The 14,006-nt window shown below is 57.9% G+C and carries 17 protein-coding genes; 16 read left to right on the top strand and 1 reads right to left on the bottom strand.

Going from position 1 to position 14,006, the window contains the following annotated elements:
* The first annotated feature begins 17 nt into the window (after positions 1 to 17).
* The 16 genes from CRN80_RS01340 (at position 18) to recX (ending at position 12,742) form a co-directional block, all read left to right on the top strand.
* Positions 18 to 647 carry a tail assembly protein gene (locus tag CRN80_RS01340; protein ID WP_098949391.1) on the top strand — a complete coding sequence of 210 codons (630 nt, stop codon included), beginning with the start codon at positions 18 to 20 and terminating at the stop codon, positions 645 to 647.
* Positions 644 to 1,303: a tail assembly protein gene (locus CRN80_RS01335; RefSeq protein ID WP_222933209.1), complete on the top strand. Its 660-nt coding sequence runs from the start codon at positions 644 to 646 to the stop codon at positions 1,301 to 1,303. The genes CRN80_RS01340 and CRN80_RS01335 overlap by 4 nt, the downstream gene beginning before the upstream one ends.
* A 59-nt stretch (positions 1,304 to 1,362) precedes the next feature.
* Complete coding sequence (locus CRN80_RS01330) at positions 1,363 to 5,187, top strand: phage tail protein (protein ID WP_098949390.1); 3,825 nt, start codon at positions 1,363 to 1,365, stop codon at positions 5,185 to 5,187.
* A gap of 28 nt (positions 5,188 to 5,215) precedes the next feature.
* Entirely contained in the window at positions 5,216 to 5,485 is a 270-nt protein-coding gene (locus tag CRN80_RS30335; protein ID WP_138183485.1) for a hypothetical protein, read from the top strand.
* The gene (locus CRN80_RS01325) at positions 5,485 to 6,195 is read left to right on the top strand and encodes a hypothetical protein (protein ID WP_138183484.1); all 711 of its coding nucleotides are present in this window, start codon (positions 5,485 to 5,487) and stop codon (positions 6,193 to 6,195) included. The genes CRN80_RS30335 and CRN80_RS01325 overlap by 1 nt, the downstream gene beginning before the upstream one ends.
* Before the next feature lie 66 nt (positions 6,196 to 6,261).
* Positions 6,262 to 7,257 carry a pyocin knob domain-containing protein gene (locus CRN80_RS01320; RefSeq protein WP_098949389.1) on the top strand — a complete coding sequence of 332 codons (996 nt, stop codon included), beginning with the start codon at positions 6,262 to 6,264 and terminating at the stop codon, positions 7,255 to 7,257.
* Positions 7,254 to 7,610 carry a hypothetical protein gene (locus CRN80_RS01315; RefSeq protein WP_098949388.1) on the top strand — a complete coding sequence of 119 codons (357 nt, stop codon included), beginning with the start codon at positions 7,254 to 7,256 and terminating at the stop codon, positions 7,608 to 7,610. The genes CRN80_RS01320 and CRN80_RS01315 overlap by 4 nt, the downstream gene beginning before the upstream one ends.
* Positions 7,603 to 7,815: a hypothetical protein gene (locus CRN80_RS01310; RefSeq protein WP_078802601.1), complete on the top strand. Its 213-nt coding sequence runs from the start codon at positions 7,603 to 7,605 to the stop codon at positions 7,813 to 7,815. The genes CRN80_RS01315 and CRN80_RS01310 overlap by 8 nt, the downstream gene beginning before the upstream one ends.
* A gap of 68 nt (positions 7,816 to 7,883) precedes the next feature.
* Positions 7,884 to 8,978, top strand: coding sequence for a pyocin knob domain-containing protein (locus CRN80_RS01305; protein ID WP_078802602.1), 1,095 nt, complete (start codon positions 7,884 to 7,886; stop codon positions 8,976 to 8,978).
* Positions 8,975 to 9,328: a hypothetical protein gene (locus CRN80_RS01300; RefSeq protein WP_098949387.1), complete on the top strand. Its 354-nt coding sequence runs from the start codon at positions 8,975 to 8,977 to the stop codon at positions 9,326 to 9,328. The genes CRN80_RS01305 and CRN80_RS01300 overlap by 4 nt, the downstream gene beginning before the upstream one ends.
* A complete protein-coding gene (locus CRN80_RS01295) occupies positions 9,321 to 9,512 on the top strand; it encodes a hypothetical protein (RefSeq protein WP_078802604.1) in 192 nt (63 codons plus the stop codon). The genes CRN80_RS01300 and CRN80_RS01295 overlap by 8 nt, the downstream gene beginning before the upstream one ends.
* A complete protein-coding gene (locus CRN80_RS01290) occupies positions 9,509 to 10,060 on the top strand; it encodes a glycoside hydrolase family 19 protein (RefSeq protein ID WP_098949386.1) in 552 nt (183 codons plus the stop codon). Before CRN80_RS01295 ends, CRN80_RS01290 begins: the two co-directional genes overlap by 4 nt.
* Positions 10,048 to 10,542: a lysis system i-spanin subunit Rz gene (locus CRN80_RS01285; RefSeq protein WP_078802606.1), complete on the top strand. Its 495-nt coding sequence runs from the start codon at positions 10,048 to 10,050 to the stop codon at positions 10,540 to 10,542. The genes CRN80_RS01290 and CRN80_RS01285 overlap by 13 nt, the downstream gene beginning before the upstream one ends.
* A gap of 81 nt (positions 10,543 to 10,623) precedes the next feature.
* Positions 10,624 to 11,124 (top strand): CinA family protein, encoded by a 501-nt coding sequence (locus tag CRN80_RS01280; RefSeq protein WP_020301157.1) that lies wholly within the window; start codon positions 10,624 to 10,626, stop codon positions 11,122 to 11,124.
* Positions 11,125 to 11,207: 83 nt separating this feature from the next.
* Entirely contained in the window at positions 11,208 to 12,266 is a 1,059-nt protein-coding gene (recA, locus tag CRN80_RS01275; protein ID WP_003189042.1) for a recombinase RecA, read from the top strand.
* 8 nt (positions 12,267 to 12,274) lie between these two features.
* On the top strand, positions 12,275 to 12,742 hold the full coding sequence (recX, locus tag CRN80_RS01270) for a recombination regulator RecX (RefSeq protein WP_003189043.1): 468 nt from the start codon (positions 12,275 to 12,277) through the stop codon (positions 12,740 to 12,742).
* Positions 12,743 to 12,804: 62 nt separating this feature from the next.
* Here the strand turns inward: recX and CRN80_RS01265 are convergent, their stop codons facing one another.
* Positions 12,805 to 13,917, bottom strand: coding sequence for a TIGR00730 family Rossman fold protein (locus CRN80_RS01265; protein WP_098949385.1), 1,113 nt, complete (start codon positions 13,915 to 13,917; stop codon positions 12,805 to 12,807).
* Positions 13,918 to 14,006: the final 89 nt, after the last annotated feature.

Raw genomic sequence — 14,006 nt, 5'->3', positions numbered from 1 at the left:
TTCGCCAGGAGGATGCCATGCATCATGAAAAAGTCAGGACGGTGCGCCTCTACGGCAGCCTCGGCGCGAGCTTCGGGCGCGTGCATCGACTGGCGGTGAGCAACGCCTCGGAAGCGATCCATGCGCTGTGCATTCTGGTGCCGGGGTTCGAGCGCTTCCTGATGGAATCCAAGGACCGGGGCGTGACGTATTCGATTTTCCTGGGCCGCGACAACATTGGCCAGGATCGCCTCAAGGCACCTCCAGGCGCTGCGGATATCCGTATCGCACCGGTACTGGTGGGCAGTAAGCGCGCAGGGTCGATGCAAACCATTATTGGCGTTGCGCTGATTGTGGCGGCGTCGTACTTCTCTGGCGGTCTGGCCTCGGGGAGTTCCTCTGCCTTGATCGGTGCTTCATCCACCACTGGCTGGACCTTTGCCGCGAGCATGGGGATTTCCATGGCCATGGGGGGCGTCGCGCAGTTGATGTCGCCGATGGCCAAGGGCCTGGGCACCATGGACCGTCCGGAAAACCGTGCGAGTTACAGCTTCAATGGGCCGGTCAATACCAGTATTCAAGGCAGCCCGGTGGGTCTGCTTTATGGTCAGTTGACGGTAGGCAGCGCGGTAATCAGCGCGGGCATTTATGCACAGGACCAACTATGAGGAAGATTGCGGTGACTCCCAATTCCCAAACGTGTGTGCCAGCCATACAACAAACTGCTGCCGAAAAGGTGCGCACGGTTCGCCTGTATGGCGTGCTGGGTGCGCGCTTTGGCAGAGTGCATCGATTGGCGGTCAGTAGCGTTTCAGAGGCCATCCGAGCCCTGAGCATCCTCCTGCCTGGCTTTGAACGTTTCCTGATGGAATCCAAAGACAATGGGCTGACGTATTCGGTGTTCATGGGCAAGCAGAACATTCCCCAGGAGCGCCTCGGTGCCCCTGTCGGCAATGACGACATCCGCCTGGCGCCGGTGCTGATCGGCAGCAAACGCGCAGGCGCCCTGCAGACTATTGTCGGTGCGGTGCTGATCGTCGTTGGCGCGATTATCACGGGCGGCACCTTTGGTGCCGGCGCACCGTTTGGTTCGAGCCTGATCATGATGGGCGCCTCCATGGTAATGGGGGGCGTGATGCAAATGCTGTCGCCTGTACCCAAGGGCCTGGCGGCGCAAGATGGCCCCAACAACCGCGCCAGCTACAGCTTCAACGGACCGGTCAACACCAGTGCCCAGGGCAACCCGGTGGGCCTGCTTTACGGCCAACTGATCGTCGGCAGCTCAGTAATCAGCGCCGGGATCTACACCCAGGATCAACTCTAACGTTCCTGCTCTTCAACCTGCCCGCCGAGTGCGGGCTTTATTTCGCCTGAAGGAAAGCCATGACTGACCTCACTCTCGCTGGCAGCAAAGGCGGCGCGTCCAAGCCCCGTCCCTCCGTGGAGGCGCCAGACAGCCTGCAAAGTACGGCCTATGCCCGTATCCTCGATCTCGTCAGCGAAGGCGAGATTGTCGGTTTGAAAAACGATAAGCGCTCGGTGTTTCTTGACGAGACCCCGCTGGCCAACGCCGATGGCAGCCTCAACTTCAGTGGCGTGACCCTCGACACCCGCAATGGCAGCCAGGACCAGTCACACATACCTGGCTTCCCGGCGGTGGAAAACGAAAGCCCGGTGTCCGTCGAGCTGCGCAGTGATCAGCCCTGGACCAAGTCCTATTCCAACCTGCAACTGTCGGCGGTACGGGTTCGCCTGGCCGTGACGCGGCTGTCGCAGACCAACACCAGCAACGGCGACACCAACGGTTATACCGTGCAGTACGCCATTGACCTGTCCACCGACGGCGGCGCATTTACAGAGGTGCTGGCCGCCGCGTTCAGTGGCAAAACTACCACCAAGTACGAACGTTCCCACCGTGTCGACTTGCCACCTGCGAAAGTCGGCTGGACCTTGCGCGTGCGCCGTATCACGCCGAACTCCACCAGTGGCGCGATTGCCGATACCACCACCGTAGAATCGTCCACCGAGGTGATTGACGCCAAGCTGCGCTACCCGGGCTCGGCGCTGATCGGCCTGCAATTCGATGCCGCGCAATTTCAGTCGATCCCCTCGCGCTCCTTCGAACTGCGCGGGCGCATCATCAAGGTGCCAAATAACTACGACCCGCAAACCCGCACCTACAGCGGTGTATGGGACGGTACGTTCAAATCGGCCTGGACCGACAACCCGGCGTGGATCTACTACGACCTGCTATTGCACCAACGCTATGGCCTGGGCCACCTGCTCAACGCCGGTCAAGTGGATAAGTGGGAGCTTTACCGCATCGGCCAGTACTGCGACCAGCCGGTGTCCGACGGCAAGGGCGGCACCGAACCGCGCTTCACCTGCAACCTGTACCTGTCGGTGCGTGCCGATGCACTGAAGGTGCTGCAAGACTTGGCGACTACCTTCCGGGGCATGGCCTATTGGGGCGCGGGTTCCGTGATGGCGGTGGCGGATATGCCGGAAGACCCGGTGTACACCTACTCCAACGCCAACGTGATCGGCGGCCAGTTCATCTACGGCGGTTCGGCGAAAAAGACCCGCTACACCGTTGCCCTGGTCAGTTGGAACGACCCGACGGATTTCTATCGCCAGAAGGTGCAATACGTCGACGACGCCGAAGGTATCGCGCGCTATGGCATCCAGCAAACCGAAATCAGCGCCACCGGCTGCACCTCCCAGGCGCAAGCCCAGCGCATCGGCAAATGGGCATTGCTGACCAACCGCCTGGAAACCGAAAGCGTGACCTTCGCGGTCGGCCTCGACGGCACCCTGGCGCGGCCCGGCCAGATCATCCGCGTGGCCGACAACGACCGCGCCGGCCGCCGCATTGGCGGGCGTCTGCGTGCCGCCACCCTCGACACCCTGACCCTGGATGCCGAAGTCACCGCCACTGCCGGCGACACCATCACCCTGGTGATGCCCAACGGCAAGGCTGTATCCCGAGCGGTCAAATCCGTCAGCGCCGCAGGTGCGGATGAGCAGTTGGTTACGCTGCAAACCAAGCTCGACGACATGCCGCCGGCTCAATCGATCTGGGCCGTCGACTCCGCGACCCTGGCTTTGCAACAGTTCCGCGTACTGTCGATTTCCGAAGACTTTTCGGATGACGAAATCAAATACAGCCTCAGCGCGGTCAAGCACGTACCGAGCAAATTTGCCGCCATCGACAACGGCGCAAAAATCGACAGCCCACCGATCACCGTAATCCCGCCGAGCGTACAAGCGGCCCCGATCAACGTGACCGTCAGCAATGACCATTTCGTCGAGCAGGGCAGCGCGGTCAATGTCATGACCATCGAGTGGCAGCGAGTGGCCAATGCCATTGCGTACGAGGCGTACTGGCGCAAGAACGACGGTGAATGGGTCTACGCAGGCCGCACGGGCGGCGGTTCTATCGAAGTGTCCGGCATTTATGCCGGGCGTTATGTGGCCAAGGTACGGGCGATCAACGCGCTGGATATCGGCTCCCTGTATAGCGAGTCTGTAGAGACTGTACTTAACGGCAAGACCACATTGCCGCCGACCGTGGCAGCGCTGACGACGGAGTCGTTGGTGTTTGCGATCAAGGTGAAATGGCTGATTCCGCAGGGAGTGAGCACGGCGGATTTGCAGCGTACGGAAATCTGGTACGGGAAGACCTCCGACTTGGCGCAAGCGACCAAGCTCGGGGATTACGCGTTCCCGCAGACCGATTTGACCATGATGGGGCTGGCGGCGGGGGCGTCGTTGTTTTTCTGGGCGCGGCTGGTGGATCGTACGGGGAATATCGGGCCTTGGTTTCCAAACGGATCGGGCGTCAACGGGCAAGCGAGTTCGGATGCATCTCCGATCCTGGATCTGATCGCCGGGCAAATCAGCGAGACGGAACTGGGTAAGCACTTGCTCGACCGTATCGAGCTGATTGATGGATCGGGCGCGGGTTCGGTCAACGACCGATTGGACAATACCCGTAAAGAACTGCAAGCACTGGTTGATCAAGTCACGGATGCGTTGCTGTACGACGCGGCCAGGGCATATGCCAGTGGCGAGTTTGTACGCCAGGAGAATCATCTTTACCAAGCTATCCAGGCAGTACCGGCTAACAGCCCACCGCCTAACGCGGCTTATTGGCTGGACATTGGCTCCCTTGTGCAAACCAGCAATGCATTGGCGTTGCAGATCCAGCAGAACAAAACGGCGATCGAGACGGTGGACGGCAAGGTCACCAGCACTGCCCAGAAAACCGACGGGGTGTATGCCCAGGTCAACCCGAAGATGGCAGGTGATGAGCAAACCTCATTCGCGGGTGATGACGTTTCCATGGCTGGCACCTGGTCGGTGATGTCAGCGATTGTCGAGGGTGATATTGCTCAGGCGATGAAGACCGATGCGTTGGAGGTGAGGGTCAGTCAGAACCAGGCCAGTATTACCAACGTAGACAGCGCTTCTGCTTCCCGGGATGAGGCCCTTGCCCAGCGGGTTACGCGGCTGGATGCAAGGGTCAGTCAGAACCAGGCCAGTATCACCAACGTAGACAGCGCTTCAGCTTCCCGGGATGAGGCCCTTGCCCAGCGGGTTACGCAGCTGGATGCAAAGGTCAATAACAACTCGGCGTCGATTGATACGCGACTGACGACCTTGGCCACAGCGGACAAAACGCTGGCCCAAAGTATTGAGACGGTGCAGACCAAAGTTAACCAACAGTCAGTGAGTATCCAGACCAATGCCTCGGCGATTGCGGATACCAATGGGAAGTTGGCGGCGAATTGGTCAGTGCGGATGCAGGTTGCCGCAGGCGGAGGGTACAAGTTCGCCGGTATTGGGTTGGGTATCGAGAATGGTCCAGGTGGGTTGCAAAGTCAGTTTCTGATTTCGGCGGATCAGTTTGCGATTTATAACGAAAATACGCCGGGTAAACCTTCGACACCGTTCGCGGTTAGAGGTGCTGAAACATTTATCGATAGTGCATTCATTCAGAACGGCACGATCACTAACGCCAAAATTGGTCAGGTTATTCAGTCCAATGATTATCAGCCGGGTGTCAGTGGTTGGAAACTTGATAAGGCTGGTGGGTTGGAACTTAACGGCGTGGGGGGCGGTGGTCGGATGACCATCAGCAATCAGTTGGTTCAAGTATTTGATGCTAACCAAGTGTTGCGTGTTCGATTCGGGATCTGGGGTTAGTCACCCATCCACCAACAGGAGAGAGGGTATGGCAGCAGGATTTCAAGCGTTCAACGCGCAGGGCGAAGTACTGGTCGATGTAAACAGTCGGCTTGCCCGGGTAATTGGCAGAATAAGTAGCGGAACGGGAGCAGGGTCATTGGTGGTTGATGCATTCGCTCAAGGTCGCCCTTGGTATATGGTCACACTTGAGGCCGGCATCAATGTCACTGATGGGCCCCAATGCAGTATTTCGCAGAACACGTTGATGTGGAGTGCCTGTGTCAATCCAGGGATTATTACTTACGGTATTTCATGATGGCTATTGGTTTTCAAGTTCTAAACGATGACCGTAGTGTGCTACTCGACCAAAACTTTAAAACCTATGGTTTTGTGAGTAAGACAACTCAGGTGAGTACCGCCGCCAGCAGTAACCCAGCATGGGGGCAGTACTTGGATGTCTGGATACCGGATGCCGAGGAAATTGTGGCTGTACGCGCTCAGAATGAAGCTCACTCAGTGTGCTTGGCGAATGTATCGCGCAGTGGAGGCGGTTACATCCAGCGTTACGTCACGGATGGTTCAACGATCGTCAACCTGGACGTTTATCGTTTCCGGCCGGGCGTGTCTGCGGGAGGAGCCTTTGGCATGCAGATATTCAATGACCATGGCGAGTTGGTGTATGACGCGACGACGCCTCAGTTAATTGTAAGAGACGTATTGGTAGGGACGGATAATTTTGAGGCGGTGGTCGGCGATCATAATTATGAGACAGGCAAGAAATATGCAGTTGTGTTTGGAGGTCGATGTGGGCGAAGTTGGCGTACCACGCAATTTACGGGTGGTGGTGGAAACTTCAGGATTAATGAATATGCGAGCACTAACTTCTTCACTCATGGTCCAGGTAAAATAAATTTTAAGGTCAAATATTATTATTACTATGGGTATACCAAGCAGCATCAGGTGAAAGAGTTCAATTATCGAGCTGAAGCCTACAGCTACCTCGTAGTCGATGTGAGCGGGATATGACTGCAAGTGATAATAAGATAAGGAACTTGCTGAGGTTGAAATGGATTTTCAATTTGGAGGTTAAGGATGTCTCGACAAGAAATTGATCTCGGTACGCGCCCCAGCGGTGTGGGCGGTGATACACCGCGCAGCGCCATGATCAAAATCAATGCAATGACCAACGAGTTGTATAAAGGCGATGCACTGGCAAAAGCCAGTGGTTGGGGAGGGAATGTTCCCTTCGCTATGCAACCCACCGACAGCGCCGATGGCCTACCCGTGATAAATGGGCTGTTCATGTTCGGCAATGGTGGTGTCTCCCTGCCATACCCTTACGTATTCATCATTCAGGTGCTCTCGGGATCGGGGGGATATGTGCGGCAAATTGCCTATAGCCTTTTAGAGAACGTGACTTGGGAACGTCAGTTTTTGCAAGGAGCCGCTGCGGGCAAAGCCTGGACGCAGGTTATCAAGGCGGGTGATTTTGGCGTAGGCGGTGTGGTCAAGATACTCACCACCAGTGCGGACGCAGTGGCGGCCACCGGAGAGTACTACGGCAACAATATTCCCGGTCCCAATGGCCCCAACAGCTATGGCTTTTTGTCGCACAAATATTTGTCGGCTGTGTACTCCACTCAGGAGTGGGTCAACCCCGACACCACGAACACCGCGTTCAGGCGAGTCAATGCCAACGGCACGTGGACGCCATGGGCGCGTCTGTACACCGGTGCCAACGCCGAGGGCGACCCGGCATCCGGAATCGGGTTGATGAGTAAAACGGTGGTCGGTGGCTGGAACATCAGCAAGTACATCAACGGCCAAATCTGCGTTCAGGGCGTCAGCGCGGTCAGTGCGGTTCTGCCACCGAATCAGCCGACGGTGGTGACGGTTTCGTTGCCCGTGGCAATCGTTTTGGGAAGTGGCAGTGTTTACGTGAATCCGCAGCCACAAATGACTTATGAACATTTCGGTGCGGTGAACTGCTATGTCAATGGAACCAGTGCGGTGGACATCATCATTAGAAATGGCTCGACAGCTCAAAGTTTCCAAAACGCCGTGACTGTATGGGGAGCCTGGAAATGATCAGGATCAAACTGTTTCCCTTTTTGACGGATGAGCCGCTGAAGGTCTCTGTGCGCGATGAAGTGATCACGGTTAATGGCCGGGCTTTTGATCTTTCGGTCATCCCGGACGGTTATCGCATTCTGGCCAGTGCAATGGGAAGTGACTGCTTTGTCGATGCCGTCGTACGTATCGACGGCGAGCTGACACTGACGCTTAAATTGCCGGTCAAGTGGGATGATCCGCCGTCACTGCGCAACCCGGTTGAGCCTACGATCATTGAGGTGAGCTCCAATGGGCCAGTTGAAATACCCACCTCTGCAATAACTGAAGAACGTTCAGCACCCTCCCAGGAAGAGGTGATCCATGATTGATGTCAGCCAATTGCAAAAAATAAAGAGCGCCCAGGAGCTGGAGGAGGATCTCGCCCTTGATCAGGCCCATGGCTACCTCAGGGACAGTGACTGGTATGCGTTTGCGCAGATGGAGGAAGGCACCCCGATGCCTGCGGATATCAAAGCCGCTCGCAATGCGGCACGCGCCACGATCTACAGGCTTGCTGAAAAACGCCTGCCCTGAAAAATGCACAGACATCCCGTACCCGCTTTTTAACGGGTCTTTTATTGCCCAGACTATGGAGAGTCCCCATGGCACGACAGGAAATCAATATTGGTGCGGCACCCACTGGCGTCGGCGGCGACACACCGCGCAGCGCCAGTATCAAGATCAACGCAATGACCCAGGAGTTGTTCGCTCGCCAGGCTCAGTTGGGCACAGCAGCCACTCAAAACGTAGTGACCGGCAGCGATGACTTCACCCCTGGCCGGGTGTCAATGATGGGGCATGCGGGCTGGGGCGCCGAGCCCATTTCGAAACAGCCGACCGACGACGCCAATGAGTTGCCGCGTGTCAGTGGGTTGTTTCAGTTCGGTAATGGAGGGCTGAACCTGCCCAATCCTTACGTGCAGATCCTGCAAATTGCCAATTCAGGCGGCTACGTCTGGCAAACGGCGAAGGCCATGCTTGATGAGTCCGTGTATATGCGGGGGCGACGGGGTGATGGTGCCTGGTCTCCATGGCGTGCCGATATCAATTCATCGTTGTTTGCGATCGGTATAGGGCAAGGTGCCGCTGCGGGGGAACTGATGGGGTTGTCATCTGCACAATCCGCGTCTCCGAATAAAGCCAACACGGGTCTGTACAGCTATTACGGCCACCCGGATGGCGTGCCAGGCTTCGGGGCAATCAGCGTACTGTCTCAGGCTTGGGGACATGACCCACAATGGCGAGCGCAATTGTCGATGGCTGTATCGGGGGATGGTATTCACTTCCGCCAGTTCAGCGTTAACCCAGGTGCAGCTGCGCCCAACTGGCGAAGCATTCTTCATAACGGCAACGCGATATCCGGGGTGCTCAATGCTGGCCCTTCGGGCGCCTTGCCGATTAATTCGGGGCTCATCGAGCGCGGTGGTTCGCTTGATAACTGGTATTTCCGCTTTGCCGGTGGCTTGCAAATTTGCCAGCAGCGGTTTACCGGCTACACCGCTGGTGTCACGCGTAACGTCGCGTGGCTGGCGGCTTTTGCGGACACCCCTGTGGCGGTGTTCCCCAACATTTACCCGTCGGTTGACTGGGACATGTCTGCCAGGTGCTACGGCAACGTCGGTTCCTACTTCTTTATGTCCGACCGGACGCTGAACAATATCGTGACAGTGACGGCAATCGGGAGATGGCACGCATGATCATTCACCACGTTCCTTTTCGGCCTCTTGGCGCCGCGACTCCCACGACAGCCTTTGTCGAGGGTGAAACATTGATCCTGAATGACCAAAGGATTGACCTTTCGCTGATCCCTGAAGGGATGACCCTACCCATGTCCGCCATCGGACATGAGTTGTTCGCAGGGCCCGTCAGCCGTCGTAACGGCGAGATCGAGTTGACCTTGAGACTGGCCGTCAATGCGGATGCGCCAGCTTACATGTGGCAGAACGGCAGGCTCCAGGTATCGGCCGGGCCGGTTCCCTTTCCGGTCGAGCCGATTGATCTGCCCAACCACTCAGCCAAACCTGCGGAGGACTTGAGCGATGTTTGATTTGTCGAAGCTTGAAAAAAACCAGACACCCCAAGACCTCCAGGCACAAGCTGATTCGCGTGAGGCCCTTGCTTATCTGGCGTCTACCGACTGGTACAGCTTGCGGTTCCTTGAAGAGAATACGCCCATACCCGAAGCGATTCTGGCAGCCAGGGCGGTGGCCCGTGGCAAGGTCATCCCATGACGCTCACGCAACTTCAGCAAGTCTTCCCACGCGCCCGCTCTCTAGCGGGCGTTTTCATATCCTCACTCAACTTGGCAATGCGGAATCGGCAAATCAACACTCCCCAACGCGCCGCTGCCTTCCTCGCTCAAATCGGTCACGAGTCCGGTGAACTGCACTACGTGCGCGAACTGGGCAGTGATCAATACCTGAGCAAATACGACACCGGCGTCTTGGCGGCGCGCCTGGGTAACACTCCCGAAGCGGACGCAGATGGACAAAAGTATCGTGGCAGAGGGCTGATCCAGATAACTGGCCGCCGTAATTACCTTGCGTGCAGCCAGGCACTTTTCGGCGATGATCGCCTGCTGCTCCAGCCGCAACTGCTGGAACAACCGCAATGGGCCTGCGAATCCGCCGCCTGGTTCTGGCAAAGCAACGGTCTCAACGAGCTCGCCGACAAAGGCCAGTTCACCACCATCACCCGGCGCATCAATGGCGGCCTCAATGGCCTGGACGACCGTTTGCAGTTGTGGGCGCGGGCGAAGGCGGTGCTATGCGTTTCCTAGGCGCGTTTGGCTTGATCGGTGTGTGTCTGCTTATGGCGCTTGTGTGGCAGGTGCAGGCATGGCGATACGGGGCGCAGTTGGAGCTGCAATCAGTCCGACATGCACAGGCGCTCAGCCAGCAAAACCAGGCAATCCTCCACCAGCAACAGGCCGAACAGACCAAACGCCAGGCCCTTGAACAACAGCTCTCTACTAGTGACCACCAACATATTCAGGAATTGAACGATGCCCAAGGCAACCAAGCTGCTCTGCGTGACCGCCTGGCCACTGCTGATGTGCGGTTGTCAGTCCTTCTCGACACCGTCGCCAGTGGCTGCACAGTGCCTGCCGCCCCCAGCCCCGGCGGCGTGGTTCATGCAACCTCGCGAGCCCGACTTGACCCGGCGCATGCTCAGCGAATTATCCGCATCACCGACGACGGCGACAACGCCCTGATCGCCTTGCGTGCTTGCCAGGCCTACGTGCAGGCCGTCGCGCATTAGTCTCTTGATGCACTCTGTGTCTTGCATGGTCGATGGGCTCCTGTAGGGTAGGCAAACCCCCGCCCATTCCTGGAGACGACCGTGAAGGAAATCACTCAACTGGCTGCCGAACTGGGGCGCCGTTTGCAGGTGCTCAGCGCCCACGTCACCACTGCCGAGTCCTGTACCGGCGGCGGTATTGCCGAAGCCATCACGCGGATCCCGGGCAGTTCGGCCTGGTTCGAGGCGGGCTATGTCACTTATTCCAACCGACAGAAGACCCGGCAACTGAATGTGCCGGAAAAACTGTTCGCCAAAGTCGGGGCCGTCAGCCAGGAAGTGGTGGAAGCGATGGCCCGGGGCGCGCAGGAAAAAAGCCTGGCCCGATTTGCCGTGGCGGTCAGCGGTGTGGCCGGCCCCGATGGCGGCTCGCCGGACAAGCCGGTGGGCACCGTTTGGCTGGCCTTTGCCGTGGGCGACGAAGTCACGGCCGAGCTTGCGCACTTCCCCGGCAACCGCGACGAGGTCCGCCGACAAACGGTAAAAGCCGCGCTGGAGGGCTTGTTGCGACGAGCTGCAGCAGAAATAGACAATCAGGGGTAGGCGATCACCGATCTTTGTGGAACAATACTGTCTACTTATACAGGTGTTGGCCGTCAGGCCTTATTGATTACGTGAGGACTTTAATGGACGACAACAAGAAGAAAGCCTTGGCTGCGGCCCTGGGTCAGATCGAACGTCAATTCGGCAAGGGTGCCGTAATGCGTATGGGCGATCACGACCGTCAGGCGATCCCGGCTATTTCCACTGGCTCTCTGGGTCTGGACATCGCACTCGGCATTGGCGGCCTGCCAAAAGGCCGTATCGTTGAAATCTACGGTCCTGAATCTTCCGGTAAAACCACCCTGACTCTGTCGGTGATTGCCCAGGCGCAAAAGATGGGCGCCACCTGCGCGTTCGTCGACGCCGAGCACGCCCTGGATCCTGAATACGCCGGCAAGCTGGGTGTCAACGTCGATGATCTGCTGGTTTCCCAGCCGGACACCGGCGAGCAAGCCCTGGAAATCACCGACATGCTGGTGCGCTCCAACGCCATCGACGTGATCGTGGTCGACTCCGTGGCGGCCCTGGTGCCCAAGGCTGAAATCGAAGGCGAAATGGGCGACATGCACGTGGGCCTGCAAGCCCGCTTGATGTCCCAGGCGCTGCGTAAAATCACCGGTAACATCAAGAACGCCAACTGCCTGGTGATCTTCATCAACCAGATCCGTATGAAGATCGGTGTGATGTTCGGCAGCCCGGAAACCACCACTGGTGGTAACGCGCTGAAGTTCTACGCTTCGGTCCGTCTGGATATCCGCCGTACCGGCGCGGTGAAGGAAGGCGACGAGGTTGTGGGTAGCGAAACCCGCGTCAAGGTTGTGAAGAACAAGGTGGCGCCGCCATTCCGTCAGGCCGAGTTCCAGATTCTCTACGGTAAGGGTATTTACCTGAACGGCGAGATGATCGACCTGGGCGTGCTGCACGGTTTCGTCGAGAAGTCCGGTGCCTGGTATGCCTACAACGGCAGCAAGATCGGTCAGGGTAAGGCCAACTCGGCCAAGTTCCTGGCGGATAACCCGGATATCGCTGCCACGCTTGAGAAGCAGATCCGCGACAAGCTGCTGACTGCCGCGCCAGATGTAAAAGCGGCTGCCAACCGTGAGCCGGTTGAAGAAGTGGAAGAAGCCGACACTGACATCTGAAGCAAACGATGACTGTTGTATTGGATACACTCGTCGCCGTTCGGCGTACTGCGATGGACCTGCTCGCTCGCCGCGAGCATGGTCGAGTCGAGCTGACGCGCAAGTTGCGTCAGCGCGGTGCAGAGCCTGAGATGATCGAAACAGCCCTCGACCGGTTGACGGAAGAAGGGCTGTTGTCGGAAGCCCGTTACCTTGAAAGTTTTGTGTCTTACCGCGCACGCTCCGGTTATGGCCCTGCGCGGATTCGCGAAGAGTTGAGCCAACGTGGCCTGCAACGTGCCGATATCGACCTCGCGCTACGTGAGTGCGGTATCAGTTGGCAGTCGCAATTGGAGGAAACCTGGCGTCGAAAGTTTGCGGGCCACCTTCCAATTGATGCCAGGGAGCGTGCGAAGCAAGGTCGCTTCTTGAGTTATCGCGGGTTTTCGATGGACATGATCAGCCGCTTGTTGAGCGGTCGGGATATGGACGACTGAACGCCAAAAAACAAAAGGCCCACTATGAAAATAGTGGGCCTTTTTTTTCGCCTGTAAAAAAGTCACGCTGTCTCTGGCGTCATCCGTTGCTGGGCCTTGCCCTGAGCGTGCGCCCAGTTCTCCGGCAGGTTGATGTAATCCACCAACTCCCGCAGCCGCCCCTGATCGCGACCGTTGAAATTGAACACCAGGCGCGTCAAATGGCTGAACCGCGGTTCGTCATGGTCTTCGCCCGTATAGGCGAGTTGCTGAAACTCGCCACTGAGCCGCAGGCTGGCAAACGCTTGCTGCATATGGGCCAGGGCGAGCTCACTCAGGGGATGATTCATGCGCACCACAAACTCACGTTTCAACCAACGGGTGGAGTGGAAGTTGGCGTAGAACTGGTTGATTTCGTCTACCGCCTCTTCAGCGCTGTAGACCAGACGGACCAGTTTGAGGTCGGTGGGCAGGATATAGCGATTGGCTTCCAACTGGTTGCGGATGAAGTCCAGGGCGCCTTGCCAGAACCCACCGCCCGGCGCATCCAGTAGCACTACCGGCACCAGCGGGCTCTTGCCGGTCTGGATCAGGGTCAGCACTTCCAATGCCTCGTCGAGGGTGCCGAAACCGCCAGGGCACAACACCAGCGCGTCGGCTTCCTTGACGAAGAACAGCTTGCGGGTAAAGAAGAAGTGGAATGACAGCAGGTTGTCGGTGCCATCAATGGTCGGGTTGGCGTGCTGTTCAAAGGGCAGGGTGATATTGAACCCCAGGCTGTGCTCCAGGCCCGCGCCTTCGTGGGCTGCGGCCATGATGCCGCCACCGCCACCGGTGATGACCATCAGGTCGGAACGTGCCAACGCCGCACCCACCTCTCGGGCCAGCGCATACAGGGGGCTTTCCACTGGCGTACGCGCCGAGCCGAATACCGTGACTTTGCGCCGGCCCTTGAATTGTTCGAGCACCCGAAAGGCATGGTCCAGTTCACGAATGGCGCGCAGGGTGATCTTGGCGTTCCAGCGGTCACGGTCGTCCTGGGCCATGCGCAAGACAGTGAGAATCATGTCTCGATAAAGAGGGATATTCGGGCTGTTGGGGGCGATCAACTGAATTTGTGCGTCGACCTGCTGGGTGAGGTCGGTCCCGATTTCTTCAAAATGACGAAGCAGCAAATCATTCGATTCATAAGGCATTCAATTTCTCCTTCTTTACAGGGCCTGGGTCGTCGACGAAAACGTCGCCTGGGCCACGACACTGCTTGTGTCGCGGCATGCCGCAGGAG

Source organism: Pseudomonas sp. FDAARGOS_380 (assembly GCF_002591235.1).
In the GTDB taxonomy this organism is placed as follows: domain Bacteria; phylum Pseudomonadota; class Gammaproteobacteria; order Pseudomonadales; family Pseudomonadaceae; genus Aquipseudomonas; species Aquipseudomonas salmasensis.
This window is presented reverse-complemented; position numbering and strand designations above follow the sequence as displayed.

Bases quoted from the DNA above. Each gene is read 5' to 3' on its own strand.
- CRN80_RS01340 (WP_098949391.1), top strand. From the start codon at position 18: ATGCATCATGAAAAAGTCAGGACGGTGCGCCTCTACGGCAGCCTCGGC.
- CRN80_RS01300 (WP_098949387.1), top strand. From the start codon at position 8,975: ATGATCATTCACCACGTTCCTTTTCGGCCTCTTGGCGCCGCGACTCCC.
- CRN80_RS01315 (WP_098949388.1), top strand. From the start codon at position 7,254: ATGATCAGGATCAAACTGTTTCCCTTTTTGACGGATGAGCCGCTGAAG.
- CRN80_RS01295 (WP_078802604.1), top strand. From the start codon at position 9,321: ATGTTTGATTTGTCGAAGCTTGAAAAAAACCAGACACCCCAAGACCTC.
- CRN80_RS01305 (WP_078802602.1), top strand. From the start codon at position 7,884: ATGGCACGACAGGAAATCAATATTGGTGCGGCACCCACTGGCGTCGGC.
- CRN80_RS01320 (WP_098949389.1), top strand. From the start codon at position 6,262: ATGTCTCGACAAGAAATTGATCTCGGTACGCGCCCCAGCGGTGTGGGC.
- CRN80_RS01310 (WP_078802601.1), top strand. From the start codon at position 7,603: ATGATTGATGTCAGCCAATTGCAAAAAATAAAGAGCGCCCAGGAGCTG.
- CRN80_RS01265 (WP_098949385.1), bottom strand. From the start codon at position 13,917: ATGCCTTATGAATCGAATGATTTGCTGCTTCGTCATTTTGAAGAAATC.
- CRN80_RS30335 (WP_138183485.1), top strand. From the start codon at position 5,216: ATGGCAGCAGGATTTCAAGCGTTCAACGCGCAGGGCGAAGTACTGGTC.
- CRN80_RS01335 (WP_222933209.1), top strand. From the start codon at position 644: ATGAGGAAGATTGCGGTGACTCCCAATTCCCAAACGTGTGTGCCAGCC.
- CRN80_RS01290 (WP_098949386.1), top strand. From the start codon at position 9,509: ATGACGCTCACGCAACTTCAGCAAGTCTTCCCACGCGCCCGCTCTCTA.
- recX (WP_003189043.1), top strand. From the start codon at position 12,275: ATGACTGTTGTATTGGATACACTCGTCGCCGTTCGGCGTACTGCGATG.
- CRN80_RS01285 (WP_078802606.1), top strand. From the start codon at position 10,048: ATGCGTTTCCTAGGCGCGTTTGGCTTGATCGGTGTGTGTCTGCTTATG.
- CRN80_RS01330 (WP_098949390.1), top strand. From the start codon at position 1,363: ATGACTGACCTCACTCTCGCTGGCAGCAAAGGCGGCGCGTCCAAGCCC.
- recA (WP_003189042.1), top strand. From the start codon at position 11,208: ATGGACGACAACAAGAAGAAAGCCTTGGCTGCGGCCCTGGGTCAGATC.
- CRN80_RS01325 (WP_138183484.1), top strand. From the start codon at position 5,485: ATGGCTATTGGTTTTCAAGTTCTAAACGATGACCGTAGTGTGCTACTC.